The sequence below is a fragment of the Micromonospora sp. NPDC003197 genome (genome assembly GCF_053590565.1).
The window spans coordinates 260,971-276,172 of record NZ_JBSFTE010000005.1 but is presented as its reverse complement, the minus strand read 5'-3'; the positions used below and the strand labels follow the sequence as shown (position 1 = coordinate 276,172).

Annotated in this window: 16 protein-coding genes; 13 read left to right on the top strand and 3 right to left on the bottom strand. The window is 69.1% G+C overall.

What is annotated here, in order from left to right; translation table 11 throughout:
* Window positions 1-30: 30 nt before the first annotated feature.
* Window positions 31-585, top strand: coding sequence for a response regulator (locus ACWDV4_RS08265; RefSeq protein WP_449975825.1), 555 nt, complete (start codon window positions 31-33; stop codon window positions 583-585).
* A gap of 65 nt (window positions 586-650) precedes the next feature.
* Here ACWDV4_RS08265 and ACWDV4_RS08260 read toward each other — a convergent pair whose 3' ends face one another.
* A complete protein-coding gene (locus tag ACWDV4_RS08260) occupies window positions 651-1,160 on the bottom strand; it encodes a GbsR/MarR family transcriptional regulator (protein WP_449975823.1) in 510 nt (169 codons plus the stop codon).
* Between the two features lie 91 nt (window positions 1,161-1,251).
* Here ACWDV4_RS08260 and ACWDV4_RS08255 point away from each other — a divergent pair, with 91 nt between their 5' ends.
* Both ACWDV4_RS08255 and ACWDV4_RS08250 read left to right on the top strand, forming a co-directional pair.
* Complete coding sequence (locus tag ACWDV4_RS08255) at window positions 1,252-2,169, top strand: ABC transporter ATP-binding protein (RefSeq protein ID WP_449975822.1); 918 nt, start codon at window positions 1,252-1,254, stop codon at window positions 2,167-2,169.
* A complete protein-coding gene (locus tag ACWDV4_RS08250) occupies window positions 2,166-3,770 on the top strand; it encodes an ABC transporter permease (protein ID WP_449975821.1) in 1,605 nt (534 codons plus the stop codon). The genes ACWDV4_RS08255 and ACWDV4_RS08250 overlap by 4 nt, the downstream gene beginning before the upstream one ends.
* A 78-nt stretch (window positions 3,771-3,848) precedes the next feature.
* Here ACWDV4_RS08250 and ACWDV4_RS08245 read toward each other — a convergent pair whose 3' ends face one another.
* Window positions 3,849-4,184, bottom strand: a complete 336-nt coding sequence (locus ACWDV4_RS08245; RefSeq protein WP_184534696.1) for an STAS domain-containing protein — start codon at window positions 4,182-4,184, stop codon at window positions 3,849-3,851.
* 125 nt (window positions 4,185-4,309) lie between these two features.
* Between ACWDV4_RS08245 and hemL the strand changes: the two genes are divergently transcribed.
* From hemL to mqnP, 8 genes are all read left to right on the top strand, one after another.
* Entirely contained in the window at window positions 4,310-5,644 is a 1,335-nt protein-coding gene (gene hemL, locus ACWDV4_RS08240) for a glutamate-1-semialdehyde 2,1-aminomutase (RefSeq protein ID WP_449975819.1), read from the top strand.
* A 67-nt stretch (window positions 5,645-5,711) separates the two neighbouring features.
* Entirely contained in the window at window positions 5,712-6,359 is a 648-nt protein-coding gene (locus ACWDV4_RS08235) for a histidine phosphatase family protein (RefSeq protein ID WP_449975817.1), read from the top strand.
* A 1-nt stretch (window position 6,360) separates the two neighbouring features.
* Entirely contained in the window at window positions 6,361-6,942 is a 582-nt protein-coding gene (locus ACWDV4_RS08230; RefSeq protein WP_449975815.1) for a TlpA disulfide reductase family protein, read from the top strand.
* Window positions 6,942-7,796 carry a cytochrome c biogenesis CcdA family protein gene (locus ACWDV4_RS08225; protein WP_449975814.1) on the top strand — a complete coding sequence of 285 codons (855 nt, stop codon included), beginning with the start codon at window positions 6,942-6,944 and terminating at the stop codon, window positions 7,794-7,796. The genes ACWDV4_RS08230 and ACWDV4_RS08225 overlap by 1 nt, the downstream gene beginning before the upstream one ends.
* The gene (resB, locus tag ACWDV4_RS08220) at window positions 7,796-9,478 is read left to right on the top strand and encodes a cytochrome c biogenesis protein ResB (RefSeq protein WP_449975812.1); all 1,683 of its coding nucleotides are present in this window, start codon (window positions 7,796-7,798) and stop codon (window positions 9,476-9,478) included. The genes ACWDV4_RS08225 and resB overlap by 1 nt, the downstream gene beginning before the upstream one ends.
* 20 nt (window positions 9,479-9,498) lie before the next feature.
* A complete protein-coding gene (gene ccsB / locus ACWDV4_RS08215) occupies window positions 9,499-10,530 on the top strand; it encodes a c-type cytochrome biogenesis protein CcsB (protein WP_449975922.1) in 1,032 nt (343 codons plus the stop codon).
* A gap of 122 nt (window positions 10,531-10,652) precedes the next feature.
* Entirely contained in the window at window positions 10,653-12,113 is a 1,461-nt protein-coding gene (locus ACWDV4_RS08210) for a menaquinone biosynthesis decarboxylase (protein ID WP_449975811.1), read from the top strand.
* On the top strand, window positions 12,113-13,021 hold the full coding sequence (gene mqnP, locus ACWDV4_RS08205) for a menaquinone biosynthesis prenyltransferase MqnP (protein ID WP_449975809.1): 909 nt from the start codon (window positions 12,113-12,115) through the stop codon (window positions 13,019-13,021). The genes ACWDV4_RS08210 and mqnP overlap by 1 nt, the downstream gene beginning before the upstream one ends.
* 171 nt (window positions 13,022-13,192) lie before the next feature.
* On the opposite strand, the gene ACWDV4_RS08200 is transcribed toward mqnP, so the two are convergent.
* Complete coding sequence (locus ACWDV4_RS08200; RefSeq protein WP_449975808.1) at window positions 13,193-13,693, bottom strand: winged helix-turn-helix transcriptional regulator; 501 nt, start codon at window positions 13,691-13,693, stop codon at window positions 13,193-13,195.
* A gap of 72 nt (window positions 13,694-13,765) precedes the next feature.
* On the opposite strand from ACWDV4_RS08200, the gene ACWDV4_RS08195 reads away from it, so the two are divergent.
* Complete coding sequence (locus ACWDV4_RS08195; protein ID WP_449975807.1) at window positions 13,766-14,353, top strand: dihydrofolate reductase family protein; 588 nt, start codon at window positions 13,766-13,768, stop codon at window positions 14,351-14,353.
* Window positions 14,347-15,165 (top strand): MBL fold metallo-hydrolase, encoded by an 819-nt coding sequence (locus ACWDV4_RS08190; protein ID WP_449975806.1) that lies wholly within the window; start codon window positions 14,347-14,349, stop codon window positions 15,163-15,165. The genes ACWDV4_RS08195 and ACWDV4_RS08190 overlap by 7 nt, the downstream gene beginning before the upstream one ends.
* The last annotated feature ends 37 nt before the right edge of the window (window positions 15,166-15,202 follow it).

The window sequence follows — 15,202 nt, the reverse complement described above, 5'->3', positions numbered from 1 at the left end:
TGACGGCGACGAGCGAAGCGAGGCGGTGACATGAGCGAGATGGCCAAGGCGCTGCTGGTGGACGATCGGCGGGAGAACCTGCTGGCGCTGGAGGCGATCCTCCAGGGGCTGCCGGTGCAGTCGGTCGCGGTGGAGAGTGGCGAGGCGGCGCTCAAGCAGCTGCTGGTGGACGACTTCGCGGTCATCCTGCTGGACGCACAGATGCCGGACATGGACGGCTTCGAGACCGCCAGCCACATCAAACGGCGGGAACGGACCCGACATGTCCCGATCATCTTTCTTACTGCGGCGGACCGGGATGCCCAGCTTGCGTTGCGGGGCTACGCGGTCGGCGCGGTGGACTATCTGACCAAGCCCTTTGACCCGTGGGTGCTGCGGGCCAAGGTGTCGGTATTCGTCGACTTGTGGGCCAAGACCCGCCAGCTTGCCGCCCATGCCCAGGCGGTACGCGAGCGCGAGGCGCAGTGGCGGGCGTTGACCGAGTCGATCGACGAGGCGGCCGCGTTGCTGCGCTCGGACGCCCCGGACGCCCGGGACCGGGCGGTGGAACTGTTGGAACAGGCGCGTTGGGGATCGACCGCCTGATCGGGCCTGAGTAGCTCGTGGTGGCCAGGCTTGTGTCGGCCGCCTTGATGAGAGGTGGTCGCCGATCACTCGCCAGGTGAGGGCGACCGGCTTGCCGCCCGGTGGGCTCGCCATCGCTCGTTGATCGAGTCGACCTCGTCCTGCGCGAAGATGAGGTAATCCCGCATCTCCGCGAGTCGTTCTCCAGACGGTGTCTCGTCTCCGCCCACGGCCTTGGCCCCTTCGCTGGTCAGATCGGCCATCACTGTGAGGGCTGACCGTTTGACGACGGCAGCCTCGAACCAGGGGTCGTCGGGCATGCGGTAGTGGTCTCGTCGGGATCGGGGCACCGGTTCCCGGACCAGCAATCCACGGTGGGTCAGGTAGCGCACCGCGCCGGAGATCGCCGCCGGGCTGACCCCCAGGCGCTCGCCGATCTCGGCAGCGGTCAGCGCCTCCTCGTCGGCGGACATCACGGCGAAGAGCACCCGTGCGGCCATCCGCGGGAAACCCCAGTTGGCGAAGAGCATCGCCATTCGTTCGACGAACCGGTCGACTGCCTCGTCGTCGCGGCGCGGTGGGCTCGGATCAGACATGCGTGTCTCCTCGAATCAGCTCGGCCTGACCCTGATCTTCGCAGATATCAGACGCTTCACAAATTTGTGAAGCAAGCGTAGCTTTCGATATATGGAAAACTCTATTGATGTAGAGGGGCTGATCAAGACCTTCGGGTCGACCCGCGCCCTCGACGGACTCGACCTGAGCGTCCGTACCGGCGAGGTGCACGGGTTCCTCGGCCCCAACGGCGCGGGCAAATCGACCACGATCCGGGTGCTGCTCGGCCTGCTCCGCGCGGACGGCGGCACGGTGCGACTGCTCGGCGGCGACCCGTGGCGGGACGCCGTCACCCTGCACCGTCGCCTCGCGTACGTACCCGGTGATGTCACCCTCTGGCCCAACCTCTCCGGCGGCGAGGTGATCGACCTGCTCGGTCGGCTGCGCGGTGGCCTCGACCAGCGGCGTCGAGCGGAGCTGCTGGACGCGTTCGAGCTGGACCCGCGCAAGAAGGGGCGGGCCTACTCCAAGGGCAACCGGCAGAAGGTCGGCCTGGTCGCCGCCCTCGCCTCCAACGTCGAACTGCTCATCCTGGACGAGCCGACCTCCGGCCTCGACCCACTGATGGAGGAGGTCTTCCAGCGCTTCATCGCCGAGGATGCCCGCAACGGCCGTACGGTGCTGCTGTGCAGCCACATCCTGGCCGAGGTGGAGGCGCTCTGCGACCGGGTCACCATCATCCGGGACGGCCGTAACGTCGAGACCGGCACGCTGACCGAGTTACGGCACCTGCACCGTACGTCGATCGACGCCGAACTCGTCGGCCCGCCGAACGGGCTGGCGGAACTGCCCGGCGTGCACGGCGTACGCATCGACGGCAACCGGGTCCGGTTCACCGTCGACGGCGACGCGCTCGACGTCGCGCTGCGTCAGCTCACCACGATCGGCGTACGCGGTCTGGTCAGCCAGCCGCCGACGCTGGAGGAACTCTTCCTGCGGCACTACGAGGCGCAGTCGGATGGTGCCCCGCACGCGGCGGTGACCCGATGACCGGGACCACCGGCACCGGCCAACTCGTCCGGCTGATCCTGCGCCGTGACCGGTGGCTCCTGCTGCTCTGGATCCTGATCCTGGCCGTCCTACCGATGAGCTACTCGTCGGCCATCGCCGAGCTGTATCCCACTGAGGCGGCGCGACAGGCGTACGCGTCCGGACTGGCCCGCAACCCGTCCATCGTGTCGCTGCTCGGTCCGGCCTTCGGAGCCAGCCTCGGCGCGCTCACCGCGCAGCGGTCCAGCATGATCATGTTGGTTGCCGGACTGATCAGCCTGCTCACCGTCATCCGGCACACCCGCACCGAGGAGGAGACCGGTCGGCGGGAACTGCTCGGCTCGACCGTCCTCGGGCGGCATGCGGGGCTCACCGCCGCGTTGATCGCCACCTTCGCCGCCGACGTCGTGTTGGGCGGGGTCATCACGCTCGGTCTGGTCAGCCAGGGTCTGCCCGCCGTCGGTGCGGTGGCGTTCGGGCTCGCGGTGACCACCACCGGCTGGGTGTTCGCGGCGGTCGGCGGTGTCGTCGCCCAGTTGACCGAGGGGTCGGGTGCCGCTCGGGCCATCGGCCTGGGCACCCTCGGGCTGGCGCTGCTACTGCGGATGGCTGGCGACGCGACTGGCTCGGGCGGCGATTTGTCCTGGTTGAGCTGGCTGTCGCCGCTCGGTTGGGGGCAGCGGGTGCAGGCGTTCGCCGACGAACGCTGGTGGGTATTCGCCCTTCTCGTCAGCCTCGTCGCCGTACTGATCGCTGCGGCGTATCCGCTGTCGGCCCGCCGTGACGTCGCTGCCGGCATCCTGCCGCCCCGGTTGGGGCCGCCGCTGGCCGCCCCCACGTTGCGTAGCCCGCTGGCCCTGGCCTGGCGGCTGCATCGGGGACTGCTCCTCGGCTGGACTGTCGGCTTGGTGGCGCTCGGTGCGGTGGTGGGCAGCTCCGCCGACGCGATCGAGGAAGCGATACGGGACAGCGCGCAGGTCGGTGACATCATCGTCCGACTGGGCGGGACCAGCGCCTTCACCGACGCGTACCTCGCCGGCACCATGGGGCTGGTCGCGCTGGTCGCCGCCGGCTACGGCATCCAGGCCGCGTTGCGGATGCGTGCCGAGGAGACCGCCCTACGCAGTGAGCCGGTCTTGGGTGCGTCGGTCGGCCGGCTCCGGTGGATGGCCAGCCACCTCATCTTCGCCCTGCTCGGCCCGGCGGTCGCGCTCGTGGTCGCTGGCTTGACCAGCGGGCTCATCTACGGGCAGGCCAGCGGAGACATCGCCGGTCAGGTGCCCCGGGTGCTGGCCGCCGCCGCGGTGCAGTTGCCCGCGGTCTGGGTGCTGGCCGCCGTCACCGTGCTGCTCTTCGGGCTGCTGCCGAGGCTGGTCATGGTGAGTTGGGCAGTGCTGGGGGTCTGCGTGCTCCTCGGCCAGGTGGGCGCGATCATGCAACTCGACCAGTGGGCGCTTGACGTCTCACCATTCACCCACATCCCCCGGATTCCCGGTGGGGAGCTGACCGTCACGCCGCTGCTCTGGTTGACCGGCATCGCCGTTCTGCTGGCCGGTCTCGGCCTGCTCGGCTTCCGGCGTCGGGACGTACCGGTGGTCTGAAGAACCTGGGCGGCCGGAGTCGGACGCGGTGCGGTCCGGCTTCGGCCGCCGGCCGAGTCAACCGGTCCGCCGGTCGAGTCAACCCGTGGACTGCTCGTTACGGATCATCAGCGCCGAGCGCAGCCCGGTGATGTCGAGCACCCGTAACAGGAACCCGCCGACATTGGTCAGGATCAGCAGGCTCTGGGCGTGACTGGCCTTGCGGCTGAGCACGACCAGGGTGCCCAGCCCCTGCGAATCGCAGAAGGTGACCCCGGCCAGGTCCAGCACGATACGCGGGGGCGGCTCGGCCAGTACCTCGTTGACGGCGCTGGAGAGCCGGGTGGCGGTAAGCATGTCGATCTCGCCGACGAGGTTGAGAGTCACCTCATCGGCGGCCCGCTGCACCGTGATGGACAGCTCCGCACGCTCCACGCCCGTCAGCCTATCGCGATCTATGCACTCCGGCGCGCCGAGGCGGGTGCCGAGGGTGAGCCGAACAACCCCTGGCCAGGGGTGGCTGCCGCGCAGCGCAGCGGCGCTGACACAATGGCGGCACCGTGACCACTACACACTCCGCCGGCCCGGAGCGTTACCCAGCCGAAGCGCCGGCCTCCGAAGCTCTGTTCGACCGGGCCCGCGCCATCGTGCCGGGCGGGGTCAACTCACCCGTACGCGCCTTTGGCGCAGTCGGCGGCACGCCCCGGTTCATGGTGCGTGGTGCCGGCCCGTGGCTCTTCGATGCCGACGGTCGGCGCTACGTCGACCTGGTCTGCTCGTGGGGCCCACTGATCCTCGGCCACGCCCATCCGGAGGTCGTCGCCGCCGTCCAGGCCGCCGCCGCCGATGGCACCAGCTTCGGCACTCCCACCCCAGGTGAGGTGGAGCTGGCCACCGAGATCGTCGACCGGACCCCGGTCGAGCAGGTCCGGCTGGTCAACTCCGGCACCGAGGCCACCATGTCGGCGATCCGGTTGGCCCGTGGGTTCACCGGCCGCTCCAAGATCGTCAAGTTCGCCGGGTGCTACCACGGACACGTCGACGCGCTGCTCGCTGCCGCCGGCTCCGGGGTCGCCACCCTCGGTCTGCCTGATTCGCCCGGGGTCACCGGCGCGGCAGCCAGCGAGACCATCGTGCTGCCGTACAACGACGTAGCCGCCGTCGAGGCCGCCTTCGCCGCCGAGGGCGAGCACATCGCCGCGATCATCACCGAGGCCGCCGCCGGCAACATGGGCGTGGTGGCCCCCCGCGACGGCTTCAACCAGCGCCTGGCCAGCATCGCCCACGCCTACGGTGCGCTGCTCGTCGTCGACGAGGTGATGACCGGCTTCCGGGTCTCCCGGGGCGGCTGGGCCGGAGTCGATCCGGTCGACGCCGACCTCTACACCTTCGGCAAGGTGATGGGCGGCGGGCTGCCGGCCGCGGCGTTCGGTGGTCGCGCCGAGATCATGGCCCGACTGGCCCCCGCCGGCCCGGTCTACCAGGCGGGCACGCTCTCCGGAAACCCACTGGCCTGCGCCGCCGGGCTGGCCACGCTCCGGCTCGCCGACGCCGCGCTCTACCAGAAGCTCGACGCCACCGCCGCCACCGTGGGCAAGCTCGCCAGCGACGCGCTGGCCGCCGCCGGGGTGCCGCACCGGCTCTCGTACGCGGGAAGCATGTTCTCGGTCTTCTTCACCAACGCCGACGTGCGGGACTACGACGGTGCGCGGACCCAGAACGTGGCCGCCTTCAAGGCGTTCTTCCACGCGATGCTGGCCGGCGGGGTCTACCTGCCGCCGAGCGCGTTCGAGTCGTGGTTCGTGTCGACGGCGCTGGACGACGCCGCGCTGGAGCAGCTCGCCTCGGCGCTGCCCGCAGCAGCAGCCGCCGCCGCAGCGGGCAACGAGAGGTAGTAGTACGGGTGGGTGCTGGGATCAGGCTGACCGACGGTCGCCGGGCCGGTGGTGGGAGGCCGACACGATGAGCAACACGGTGGTGCACGTACTGCGGCACGGCGAGGTGTACAACCCGGACAAGATCCTGTACGGCCGACTGCCCGGGTTCCGCCTTTCCGAGCTGGGCATCCAGATGGCCAAGGCGGCGGCCCAGGCGCTCGCCGACCGGGACATCGTGCACGTGGTGGCCAGCCCGCTGGAGCGTGCCCAGCAGACGGCCGAGCCGATCGCCGCGCAGTTCAGCCTCCCGACCGGAGTCGACGAGCGGCTGATCGAGAGCGCCAACTGGTTCGAGGGCAAGCGGGTGTCGCCAGGCGACGGATCGTTCCGCGACCCCCGCAACTGGTGGGTGCTGCGCGACCCGGTCACCCCGTCCTGGGGCGAGGCGTACCAGGTGATCGCCGAGCGGATGTTCGCCGCGTTGCAGGCCGCCCGGGTGGCCGCCGAGGGGCACGAGGCGGTCTGCGTGTCGCACCAGCTGCCGATCTGGACGCTGCGCCGGCACGTCGAACGCAAGCGACTCTGGCACGACCCGCGCCGCCGGGAGTGTGGCCTGGCCAGCCTGACCTCGTTCCACTTCGAAGGTGCCAAGATCGTCGGGATCGGCTACTCCGAGCCGGCCGCACACCTGATCGCCACCTCGCCGACCGCGCGGACGGCCAAGGGGGCATGAGATGAGACGCCCGGCCCGCACCTGGCTCGGCACGCTACTCGCGGCCAGCACCCTGGTGGCGATGGCCGGCTGCTCCGACGGTGCTCGGGAAGACACCTGCGACACCACGACGGCCAACGTGATCGAGTGCGCCCCGGAGCAGCGAGGTGACCCGATCAAGGCCGCCGGGGAGTTGCTCGACGGCAGCCGCTACGACCTCAACCAGGATCGGGGCCAGGTCGTCGTGGTCAACTTCTGGGGCTCCTGGTGCGCACCCTGTGTGGCCGAGGCCAAGGACCTGGAGGCGACCTACCAGGCGACCAAGGCCGACGGGGTCCGGTTCATCGGCGTCAACGTCCAGGACATGCGGGACAAGGCGATGGCCTTCGAGCGCGGTCGGGTGACGTACCCGAGCCTGTTCGACCCGGCCAGCCGGTTGGCTCTGGCCTTCGACCCGCCACCGAACGTCACCCCGGCGACGATCATCCTCGACCGGGAGGGGCGGATCGCGGTGGTGCTGCGTAAGCCGGTCCGGCAGGACGGGCTGCAACCCCTGGTCGAACGGGTCGCCGCCGAGCAAGCCCCGGTAGCCGGGCCGCGCTGATGGGCGCGACCTTCGAGGAGTTGGCCCGTAACGGCCCACTACTGCTGGCGGTCGGCGGGGCGATGCTCGCCGGTCTGGTGAGCTTCCTGTCTCCCTGCATCCTGCCGCTGGTGCCCGGCTACCTGTCGTACGTCACCGGCCTGGCCGGCAGCGACCTCGACGCGGCAAGCACCCGCCCTGGCGTTAGGAAGGGCCCCCTTTTATCGGATTCGGTAGAGGAAGGGCCCCCTCCTAACACCTCAGGCGTCGCGACCGTCACCCGCAGCGCCCGCGCGATCAAAGGCCGGGTCCTGGCCGGGACACTGCTGTTCATCGGCGGCTTCACCGTCGTGTTCACCACCACCGCCGTCCTGGCTGCCGGCATCGGCCGGGTGTTCCTGGAGCACAAGCGGACCGTGGAGATCGTTGTCGGGGTCCTGATCATCCTGCTCGGGTTGGCCTTCCTCGGGCTGGTTCCCGGCATGCAGCGCGAGCTGCGCATCCACCGGCTGCCCGCCGCCGGCCTGCTCGGCGCCCCGGTCTTCGGAGCGGTCTTCGCGCTCTCCTGGATCCCCTGCGTCGGCCCGACCCTGACGGCGGTGCTCGGACTCGCCGCCACCAGCGGAAAGACCGACCGGGCTGTGGTACTCGCCGTGGCGTACTGCCTCGGTCTCGGGCTGCCCTTCGTTATCTTCGGACTGGGCTTCCGGCGACTACTCGGACTGTTCAAGGCGATCCGGCGCAACAGCCGGTGGGTCACCCGGGCCGGCGGCGCACTGCTGATCCTCGTCGGGCTCGCCCTGGTCACCGGTGCCTGGTTGGACTTCGTCATCTGGCTACAGACCAGATTCGGCGTCGGAGAGGTAAGCATCTGATGACTGCCGTCGCGGACCGGGCTGCGGATCCGAAACCGTCGCCCTCTCGCCGGCCGAACCGGCTACTGGCCCTGCTGCGCAACTCGTGGCGGCAGCTCACCAGCATGCGTACCGCGCTGGTGCTGCTCTTCCTGCTCGCCGTCGCCGCCATCCCCGGCTCGGTGTTGCCGCAGCGGGGCGTCAACCGGGAAAGCGTCGACGCCTACTTCGTCGAGCACCCGAAACTCGCCCCGGTGCTGGACCGGATCGGGGCGTTCGAGGTGTACGCCTCGATCTGGTTCTCCGCGATCTACCTGCTGCTGTTCACCTCGCTGGTCGGCTGCATCCTGCCCCGGTTGCGTGACCACATCCGGGCCATCCGGACCGCACCGCCCGCCGCGCCCAAGCGGCTGGACCGGCTACCGCAGCACACCGTTCTGACCACTGAAGACAACGCCAGCGACGCACGCACCGCGCAGGCCGGTACCGCCGAGGCGATCGCCGCCATCCTGCGCAAACGACGCTGGCGGGTGGTGGTACGAGACGACACGGTCTCCGCCGAGAAGGGACACCTCAAGGAGACCGGCAACCTGCTCTTCCACCTGTCGTTGGTGGTCGTCCTGGTCGGGGTGGGTTACGGATCCTGGTACGGCTGGCATGGCAACCGGCTCCTCGTCGCCGGCCCGGACAAGACCTTCTGCAACACCCTTCAGCAGTACGCGGAGACCGGGCTCGGACCGCAAGTGGATGCGGCGGACCTGCCCCCGTTCTGCCTGGAGTTGACCGACTTCCAGGCGACGTTCCTGGAGAGCGGGCAGCCGGAGTCCTACCAGGCGACGGTGAACGTGGACGAGGGCGGGGCGACCCGCCGCGAGACCTTCTCGGTGAACTCGCCGCTGCGCCTCGACGGTGCCAACGCCTACCTGTTGGGCCACGGCTACGCCCCGATCATTCGGTATACCGACCGGAACGGGCAGTCCCAGACCCATATCGATCCGTTCCTCAACATCGACGGGAACATGACCAGCGAAGGGGTGGCCGCCTTCCCGGACGTCAACCTGACGCCGACGGGCGAGCGGAACCTCGATTTGCAGGTCGCCTTCGAGGGGCTGTACCTGCCGACCGCGCCGGACTCTGCGCCGTTCACCCGTTCACAGCATCCGGCCGAGCGTTCGCCCGCGCTGATGCTGTTCGCCTACCGGGGCAACCTGGGCATGGAGGCGGGTATCCCCAACTCGGTCTTCAAGCTGGACCAGCGGCAGGTACGGACCGGCAAGCTCAAGCAGGTGGGCGAGGCCAAGCTGCTGCGGGTCGGCGAGAAGTGGACGCTCGACGACGGTACGACCGTCGAGTTCCTGGGCACCCGACAGTTCGTGACGATCTCCATACGGCACGACCCGGGCGAGATGATCGTGCTGGTGAGTTCCGGGCTGATGCTCGTCGGTCTGATGCTGTCGCTCACCGGTCGACGGCGGCGGGTCTGGTTCCGGGTGACGCCAACTGCCGCAATGGCCGGTTTGCCCCCGGACGGGGGACCGAAGGTCCCGATCTCGGCCCCCACGGACGGAACCACGACGAGCGGTAGTAGCTTGATTGAGGCAGGTGGGCTGCCGCGCACCGACTACTCCGGTTTCGCCGAGGAGTTCGAGCAACTCGTCGCTGAGGTGGAACGCGGTGTCCGGGTACGAGAAGGGACCGAGTGATGGCGGCACTCTCCGACCAGATGGCGGCACTCTCCGACCAGTTGTTGGTGGTCGCGATCATGGCTTATCTGATTGCCATGATCTGCCATGCCGCCGAGTACGCCTTCGGCACCCGTAGCGTCCTGGGTCGGGCCGCTATCCGGCCGGCCCGGGAACTGGTCGGGGTCGGTGCCCGTACTGCCGGCGGTGCCGTGACGGCCGGCGACGGTGGCCCGAAGACCGCCGACGGTGTCGTGAAGAGCACCGACGAACCGGCCACCGGTACGGATTCCCCACCGACGAAGAAGGGCCGGGACGTACTCCTGGGCCGGGCAGCGGTAGTGATCACCGCAGTCGCGGCCGTGGTGCACCTGGCGGTGCTCATCACCCGGGGGATCGCCGCGGACCGGATGCCCTGGGGCAACATGTACGAGTTCGTGCTGACCGGCACCTTCGTCGGTGTGGTCGCGTGGCTGTTCATGCTGTACCGCTATCCGACGATCCGGCATCTGGGGCTGTTCGTCGCGTTGGTCATGGTCCTGCTGCTCGGCCTGGCCGGCCTGGTGCTCTACACCCCGGTCGTGCCGCTGGTCCCGGCGCTCAACTCGTACTGGTTCATCATCCACATCTCGACCATCACGATCTCGTCCGGGCTCTTCGTGTTGGGTGCCGTACCGGCCACGATGTATTTGATCCGGTCCGGCTACGAACAGGGCAAGCGCAGCTTCCCGTACACCCTCGGGCGTCGGGTGCCGGCGGCCGCGGAGTTGGAGCGACTGACCTTCCGGCTGCACGCCTTCTCGTTCCCGATCTGGACCTTCGCGGTGATTGCCGGGGCCATCTGGGCAGAGGCGGCCTGGGGTCGCTACTGGGGTTGGGACCCGAAGGAGGTCTGGGCCTTCATCTCCTGGGTGGTCTACGCCGGCTACCTGCACGCTCGGGCCACGCCGAGCGTCAAGCGGTCGGTGGCGACCTGGATCGCGATCATCGGCTTCCTGACCATGCTGGTCAACCTCTTCGGCGTGAACTTCTTCGCCAGCGACAGCCTGCACTCCTACGCCAGCGTCGAGTAGCCGCAGCTGACACCTGACGACCGGCCCTTGGCGCATAGCCAGCGTGACGTAACGCACGTGGTGCCGCCAACATCACCCACCCGGCCGGCTGGGCCGCCTTTCGGGTGGGGGAGACTGGCAGCATGGCGGCACGTGGCTTTCCGTACACCGATCTGAAGGACTTCCTCGCGGCGCTGGAGCGTGCGGGCGAACTGCGGCGCGTCAGCGTGCCGGTCGACCCGACGTTGGAGATCAGTGAGATCGTCACCCGTACGGTCCGGGCGGACGGGCCAGCATTGCTCTTCGAGCGGCCCACCCGGGGCGAGATGCCGGTGGCGATCAACCTGTTCGGCACCGAGAAGCGGATGGCGATGGCCCTCGGGGTCGAGTCGCTGGACGAGATCGGCGCGCGGATCGGCAACATGCTCAAGCCGGAGCTGCCGGTGGGGCTCTCCGGGATGATGGACGGCCTTGGCAAGGTCAAGCAGCTCACGTCGATGCCGCCGAAGAAGGTCAAGACCGCGCCCTGCCAGCAGGTGGTCTACCGGGGCGACGAGGTGGACCTGAACCGGCTGCCCGGGCTCCAGGTCTGGCCCGGTGACGGCGGGATCTTCCACAACTTCGGGCTGACCCATACGAAGCACCCGGAGACCGGCAAGCGCAACCTGGGGCTCTACCGGTTGCAGCAGCACTCGCACAACACCCTCGGGATGCACTGGCAGATCCACAAGAACTCCACCGCGCACCACGCGGTCGCCGAACGGCTCGGCCAGCGCCTGCCGGTGGCGATCGCGATCGGCTGCGACCCGGCGGTCACCTACGCGGCGAGCGCGCCACTACCGGCCGACATCGACGAATACCTTTTCGCTGGGTTCCTGGCCGGCGAACGGGTGGAGCTGGTCGACTGCCTGACCGTGCCGTTGCAGGTGCCGGCGAACGCGCAGATCGTGCTGGAGGGCTACCTGGAACCGGGCGAGCGGATGCCGGAGGGACCCTTCGGCGACCACACCGGCTTCTACACCCCGGTCGAGCCGTTCCCGGTGCTGCACATCGAATGCATGACCATGCAGCGTGACCCGGTCTACCACTCGATCGTCACCTCGCAGCCGCCGCAGGAGGACCACGGCCTGGGCAAGGCCACCGAGCGGATCTTCGCGCCGCTGCTGCGCTTCCTGATCCCCGACATCGTCGACTACGACCTGCCGGCGGCCGGGGTCTTCCACAACTGCGCGATCGTCTCGATCCGTAAGCGCTACCCGAAGCACGCGCAGAAGGTGATGAACGCGATCTGGGGCGCGCACATGATGTCGCTGACCAAGCTGATCGTGATCGTCGACGAGGACTGCGACGTGCACGACTACAACGAGGTGGCCTTCCGCGCCTTCGGCAACGTCGACTACAGCCGGGACATCCTGGTCACCGAAGGGCCGGTCGACCACCTGGATCACGCGTCGTACCAGCAGTTCTGGGGCGGCAAGCTGGGGGTGGACGCGACCCGCAAACTGCCCACCGAGGGCTACACCCGGGGCTGGCCGGAGGAGATGAAGATGTCGCCGGAGGTCACCAGCCTGGTGGACAAGCGCTGGAAGGAGTACGGGATCTGATGGTCGCGGTCGAGCCGGAACAGCAGTCGGGCCGGGTGAAGGCGTTCCTGCGTCTGGTCGCCATCGAGCACTCGGTGTTCGCGCTGCCGTTCGCCTACCTGTCGGCGTTGACCGCGATGCAGGTGAACGGTGGGCGGGTGCGCTGGCTCGACCTGCTGCTCATCACCGTCGCGATGGTCGGTGCGCGTACCTTCGCCATGGCGGCGAACCGGATCATCGACCGCGAGATCGACGCGCGCAATCCGCGTACGGCCAACCGGGAGTTGGTCACCGGGGCGGTGAGTGTCCGTACCGCCTGGACTGGCGCGGGCGTCGCGTTGGTGGTCTTCCTCGGCGCGGCGGCGCTGCTCAACCCGCTCTGCCTGGTGCTCGCCCCGCTGGCGGTGGTGCCGCTGGTGCTCTACCCGTACGGCAAGCGGTTCACCAACTGGCCACACGCGATCCTGGGGGTGGCGCAGGCGGTCGGTCCGGTCGGCGCGTGGCTGGCGGTCACCGGCACGCTCGCCGGTTCCGGCCCGGCCTGGCTGCTGGGTGTGGCGGTCGGGCTGTGGATCGGCGGTTTCGACCTGATCTACGCCTGTCAGGATGTCGAGGTCGACCGGAAGATCGGGGTGCACAGTGTCCCGGCCCGGTACGGCTTGCGCTTCGCCCTGCACGCCTCGACCGTGGCGCACGTGGTGACCTTCGCCCTGTTCATCTGGTTCGGTCAGCTGGTCGGTTACGGCTGGCCGTGGTGGATCGGCCTGGTGCTGACCGCGGTCGCCTTCGGTTACCAGCACGTGGTGGTGAGTCCGACCGACCTGTCCCGGGTCAACCGGGCGTTCTTCACCGCCAACGGGTTCGTCGGCATCGCGCTGTTCGTCTTCGCCCTGCTCGACCTGGTGTTCCGGCTGGGCTTGCGCGCCTGACTGCTGGGCCACTCCGTGCCCCCCCACCGTGTCGGCGCGGCCGCACCGTCCGGGGTGCATAGCGATCGGGACGGTGGTGCTGACCGATGCCCGGCCTTGGTTGCCAAAGTCCGGGTGCCGCTGGCCATTCCCGTCTTGGTGCTCGCCTAGTCCCTAGTCGTGGCGTTCCTGTTAGTCGTGGCGTTCCTGCTCGGCGGCGTAGGCGGCGTAGGCGGTGTTCAGGCGTTCGAGGGGCCCCGGGCCATCGTGGGGCTTCGGCGGGGTGTCGAGGTGGCGCACTCGGAGTTCGTCCATGAGTTCCTCGATGAACGCCGGGCCCGCGTCGCGCATGATCCGCTGCCGGATCTGGAGTTCCTCGGTGCCCGGGCGCCAGTCGAGGCCCCAGTTGCCGAGCGCGTAGAGGACCGGAAGGGTTTGGATGCCGGCCTCCGTGAGGCTGTAACGGGCGCGCTGTCCTCGCGCTGCCGTGCCGCGGGTGAGGATCCCCGCCTCGACGAGTCGCACGAGGCGGTCGGCGAGGATGTTCGAGGCGATGCCCTCGATCGACCCGGTGAGCAGCGCCCGGAAATAGCGGCGGTCGCCGAAGATGACGTCGCGGAGCACGAGCAACGCCCAGCGGTCTCCGAGCACCTCGACGGCCGCGTTGATCGGACACCCGGACCGTGGCTCCACGACTCCTCCTTGACAGGCACTTGGCCCTCAATATAGTGATTGCAAATCGCAACCACTAGGGGAGGAGGGGGTGTGGGCCGTTTCCTGTACTGGATGAACGTGTCCCTCGACCTGCGGATCGAGCAGGTTCCCGGGGATAACGGCGCCGGTGAGTGGCTGCGCATCGACGAGGAACTGCACTGGGAGTTCAACGCGCGGGCGCGAGCGCTCGCGGGCATGGTCCAGGGCCGGATCATCTACGAGACGATGGAGGAGTACTGGCCACGGGCGCGCGAGGACGCGTCGCTGCCGGACTTCATGCGTGAGTACGGCGAGATCTGGACCTCCGCGCCCAAGGTGCTCGTCTCCCGCACCCGCCACAGCGCCGAACACGGCACCCGGATCATCGGCGGGGACGACGCGATCGAGCAACTGGCCGCCCTCAGGGCTGAGACCGATGGCACCGTCGGTGTGGGCGGCGCGGCGCTCGCCACGCAGTTGCTCCGGGCGGGGCTTCTCGACGAACTGCTGCTCTTCACCCACCCGGCGATCCTCGGCTTCGGCCGGCCGCTCTTCGATGACTGGGACCTACCGATCGAGCTCGACCTGCTCGAACAGCGATCGTTCAAGCAGGGCGTCACGATGCATCACTACGCCATCCGGGAGGCGAGCTCGTGCTGAGGCCGGTCGCGGACGGCGTGCTGGTTCACGAAAGCGAATTCCTCCAGAGCAACACCATCGTCGTGCAGGGCCGCGCCGGCGTGCTGCTCATCGATCCCGGGTTGCAGAACCACGAACTGGCCTGCCTCGCGAACGACCTTTCCGCATCGGGCCGGACCGTCGTGGCCGGCTTTTCGACGCATCCGGATTGGGACCACCTGCTCTGGCACACGCAACTCGGCGGAGCGCCCCGTTACGGCACGGCCCGCTGCGCGGCCACTGTCCAGGAACAGCTGTCTGATCCGGACACCAAGGCCCAGATCGCCGAACACCTGGCCGAGACGGAAATCGCCGGGCAGGTCCCGTTGGACCTGTACGGCCTTATCGCCGCCCTGCCCGCCGGGACGGCGCGGATTCCCTGGGACGGCCCCGGAGTCCGGATCACCGAGCATCAGGCACATGCGCCGGGCCACGCGGCGCTGCTCGTCGAGGAGCGCGGAGTTCTCATTGCCGGCGACATGCTCTCCGACGTCCTGGTCCCGATGCTCGACCTGGACAGTGCCGCCGACCCGATCGAGGACTACCTCGCGGCGTTGCGGCTGCTGGAGAGCGTGGCGGCCGATGTCGACGTTGTGATCCCAGGCCACGGGTCGGTCGGCGGAGCCGGTCAGGTGCACGAGCGGATCGAGCGGGACCGGGCGTACGTGCTGGCCTTGCGGGATGGCCGCGAGCCCGGTGACTCGCGGATCGGCCCCTCGGCCCAGCCCGGCTGGGAATGGGTGAGCGATGTGCACCACGGGCAGGTCCAGGCCCTGGCCGAGCGGAGCCGCTGACAGCGAGTGGGGTTCGGCCGGCGTACGGGATCAGGTG

Bases quoted from the DNA above. Each gene is read 5' to 3' on its own strand.
- ACWDV4_RS08265 (WP_449975825.1), top strand. From the start codon at position 31: ATGAGCGAGATGGCCAAGGCGCTGCTGGTGGACGATCGGCGGGAGAAC.
- ACWDV4_RS08260 (WP_449975823.1), bottom strand. From the start codon at position 1,160: ATGTCTGATCCGAGCCCACCGCGCCGCGACGACGAGGCAGTCGACCGG.
- ACWDV4_RS08255 (WP_449975822.1), top strand. From the start codon at position 1,252: ATGGAAAACTCTATTGATGTAGAGGGGCTGATCAAGACCTTCGGGTCG.
- ACWDV4_RS08250 (WP_449975821.1), top strand. From the start codon at position 2,166: ATGACCGGGACCACCGGCACCGGCCAACTCGTCCGGCTGATCCTGCGC.
- ACWDV4_RS08235 (WP_449975817.1), top strand. From the start codon at position 5,712: ATGAGCAACACGGTGGTGCACGTACTGCGGCACGGCGAGGTGTACAAC.
- ACWDV4_RS08230 (WP_449975815.1), top strand. From the start codon at position 6,361: ATGAGACGCCCGGCCCGCACCTGGCTCGGCACGCTACTCGCGGCCAGC.
- ACWDV4_RS08225 (WP_449975814.1), top strand. From the start codon at position 6,942: ATGGGCGCGACCTTCGAGGAGTTGGCCCGTAACGGCCCACTACTGCTG.
- resB (WP_449975812.1), top strand. From the start codon at position 7,796: ATGACTGCCGTCGCGGACCGGGCTGCGGATCCGAAACCGTCGCCCTCT.
- ccsB (WP_449975922.1), top strand. From the start codon at position 9,499: ATGGCGGCACTCTCCGACCAGTTGTTGGTGGTCGCGATCATGGCTTAT.
- ACWDV4_RS08210 (WP_449975811.1), top strand. From the start codon at position 10,653: ATGGCGGCACGTGGCTTTCCGTACACCGATCTGAAGGACTTCCTCGCG.
- mqnP (WP_449975809.1), top strand. From the start codon at position 12,113: ATGGTCGCGGTCGAGCCGGAACAGCAGTCGGGCCGGGTGAAGGCGTTC.